The following is a 3,042-nucleotide window of genomic DNA, read 5'->3' on the forward strand; positions in this document are numbered from 1 at the left end:
CGGCCGAGGTCGGCCCCGAGGAGGTGCTGGGCGATGAGGCCGCCGGCCGAGTGCCCGATGAGGACCGGCGGGTCGTCGAAGCCGCGCACGACCTGCTCGTAGTGGGCCGCGAGCGCGGCGAGCCCGAGGTCGCGCGGCGGGCCGGGATCGCGGCGGGCCCGGTCGGCGGTGTGGGCTTCGCCGGGCCAGCCCGGGACGCACACCGCGTAACCGTACGCGGTGAACCGCTCGGCCCAGCCCTCCCAGGAGGACATGTGGAACCACGCACCGTGGATGAGGACGACGGGGGTTTGTTTCACGGCCAGACCTTCCGAATTGCACGCACGACGATCCGCCGGCATCACGGCGCTCCATCGAGGATCACCGAGCGGCAGGCCGGCGGACACAGTCGAATGACTGAATCCGGCGGCCCGGCAGACCCTTCGCGGGTCCGCGGGCGCCTTCCTGCGTCTCGACGTCATGTGACCGATGCGGCCGGCCGGCGGCCGGAGAACAGTGGAGGCACCAGCGGGTCTCCAGGAAGGATCAGACATGATCGACAGGCGTGCCTTCACCAAAGCGGTCGGTCTCGGCGTGGGCGCCACGGCCGTGTCGGTCGGCGCGGCCTCGAACGCGCCTGCCGCCTTCGCGGCCGGTTCCGACCGGCCCGGCCGCCCGGCCCCGGTCGTCCCGGCCGTCACCGCGGGCACCCACACCACGTTCACCGACCTGAAGCGGGTCCAGGCCGGCGTGCTCGACATCGGCTACGCCGAGGCCGGGCCGAAGCACGGGCCCGTGGTCATCTGCCTGCACGGCTGGCCCTTCGACATCCACAGCTATGTCGACGTGGCGCCGCTGCTGGCGGACGCCGGCTACCGGGTGATCGTGCCGTACTTGCGCGGCCACGGCACCACCACCTTCCTGTCCCCGACGACCGTCCGTACCGGGCAGCAGTCCGCGATCGCCCTCGACGTCATCGCCCTGATGGACGCCCTGAAGGTCCCCGAGGCGGTGCTGGCCGGCTTCGACTGGGGCTCGCGGGCCGCCGGCACCGTCGCGGCGCTGTGGCCGGAGCGGGTCAAGGCCCTGGTGGCGGTGAGCGGTTACCTGATCGTCAACCTCCCCTCGCAGAAGAACCCGCTGCCGCCGAAGGCCGAGCGCACCTGGTGGTACCAGTACTACTTCGCCACCGACCGCGGCCGCGTCGCCATGGAGACCAGGCAGAACCGGCACGACCTGTGCCGACTGGTGTGGGAGGAGACCTCCCCCACCTGGAGGTTCGACGACGCCACCTTCGAACGCACCGCGGCGGCGTTCGAGAACCCCGACTACGCCGCCATCGTGATCCACAACTACCGCTGGCGTCTGGGCCTGGCCGACGGCGAGCGCCGCTACGAGCACTACGAGCGGCTACTCGCGGCCCGACCGCCCGTCACGGTGCCAGCCATCGCCGTGGACCCCGCCCTCGACCCGTTCCTGCCCACCACCGACGGCAGTGGGTACCGGAAGTTCTTCACCGGCCCCTACGAGCACCGCGTCCTCACCGGCATCGGCCACAACGCGCCGCAGGAGGCGCCGACGGCGTTCGCCCAGGCCGTGGTGGACGCCGACCATCTGTGACCCCTGCTGATCCCGCACGGCTGTCACCGGACGGCCGTCACCGCATCGCCGTCACCGTACGGCCGTCACCGTACGGACAGGGCGCCGTCGATCTCTCGACGGGAGGAGATCCCCAGCTTGGCGAAGACCTTGCGCAGGTGCCACTCGACCGTACGGGGGCTCAGGAACAGGTGCTCGCCGATCTCCGCGTTCGGGTGCCCGGCGGCCGCGAGGCGGGCGATCCGCGCCTCCTGCGGGGTCAGGACCGGCGCGCCGACGGTCCTCTTGCGAACCGTCTCACCGGTGGCGAGCAGCTCACGCCGGGCCCGCTCGGCGAAGCCCTCCATACCCGTGCGCCCGGCCGCCTCGTACGCCGCCCGCAGCTCGGTACGGGCCTGCGCGCGCCGGTTCCGGCGGCGCAGCCACTCCCCGTACAGCAGTCGGGCCCGGGTCTCGAACACGCCGAGCCCGCCGCGGCCGAAGTGGTCGACGGCCTCGCGGTAGCGGTCCTCGGCCTGCTCGGGTGCTCCGGTCAGGGCTTCGGCGACCGCGTGCGCGCCCAGGGCCCAGGGCGTGCCGGCCCGGCTCCAGTCGGCGAGCCGCTCGCGCGCCCCGGCCGCCACGGCCGGCTCGCCGGCCCTGGTCGCGGCCTCGACCAGCTCGCCGCACGTCCAGACGTGCACCACGAGGTCCTGGTACTCCCCGCCCCGGAGCGCCGCTTCCATGGCGAGCGGATAGTTGCCCAGGCCGTTGTGGAGCACAGCCCTCGCGCACGCGGCTACGCCGACGAGTCGGCCCAGGCCGCGCTGCTCGCCCTCGTGTTCCATCGCCTCGATCGCTTCCAGGGCCGGTCGTTCCCGTCCCTGGTACGCGCTGATCAAGGCCGCCGTGGCCGTGCGCGCCACCGAGCCGGTGACCTTGTCCAGGGCCGCGGCCTCGGCCAGCAGGTCGCCCGCTGGGGAGAAACGCCCCGCGAAGCCCAGCGCGGACGCCTGGTAGGGCAGCGCCGTCGAGAGGAGCGACAGGGTTCCCGTCCGGCGTGCGAAGCGGACCGCCCGGCCGCCGATGTCCAGCCAGCCCTGGAGATCGCCCAGCTCCGCGGCGGCGTTCGCGGCCGCCCACAGGACGGACGGGTCCTCCTCGTCGGTGAGGGAGCGCGGCCTCGGCGACCCGGCGCAGTGCGCCTTCGTCGTACCGGCCGACCCAGATGGCCGCGTCGTACGCCGCGAGGCAGGTCTCCCGCGCGAGGGCCGGGTCGAGGTCCCTGAGCCGACCCGCCGCGTCGAGCAGCGGCTGCACCGCGCCCCTCCCCGAGTCGGTCATGGACGACGCCTTGGCCCGCAGTCGGTCGGCATGGGCCTGCTGCAGCCGGTCCAGCGGCCCCAGCTCCGCGGCGGCGAGCAGGTCGGGCACCCGGGCCGGCACGCCCGCGGCGACATGGGCCGCCGCGGCCGCCAGAGCGCG

The 3,042-nt window shown here is 74.0% G+C and carries 3 protein-coding genes; 1 reads left to right on the forward strand and 2 read right to left on the reverse strand.

The genetic code is table 11. The features are described from left to right. The coding region (locus AE652_RS38685; RefSeq protein WP_049660136.1) for a triacylglycerol lipase at nucleotides 1–299 on the reverse strand (299 nt) is incomplete at its 3' end. 232 nt (nucleotides 300–531) lie between these two features. Here AE652_RS38685 and AE652_RS38690 point away from each other — a divergent pair. After that, nucleotides 532–1,599 (forward strand): alpha/beta fold hydrolase, encoded by a 1,068-nt coding sequence (locus AE652_RS38690; protein ID WP_049660134.1) that lies wholly within the window; start codon nucleotides 532–534, stop codon nucleotides 1,597–1,599. A gap of 65 nt (nucleotides 1,600–1,664) precedes the next feature. On the opposite strand, the gene AE652_RS47625 is transcribed toward AE652_RS38690, so the two are convergent. Beyond that, a complete protein-coding gene (locus tag AE652_RS47625) occupies nucleotides 1,665–2,483 on the reverse strand; it encodes a helix-turn-helix transcriptional regulator (protein WP_053112538.1) in 819 nt (272 codons plus the stop codon). Nucleotides 2,484–3,042: the final 559 nt, after the last annotated feature.

The organism is Kitasatospora sp. MY 5-36 (assembly GCF_001182915.1).
Classification (GTDB): domain Bacteria; phylum Actinomycetota; class Actinomycetes; order Streptomycetales; family Streptomycetaceae; genus Kitasatospora.

Bases quoted from the DNA above. Each gene is read 5' to 3' on its own strand.
- AE652_RS38690 (WP_049660134.1), top strand. From the start codon at position 532: ATGATCGACAGGCGTGCCTTCACCAAAGCGGTCGGTCTCGGCGTGGGC.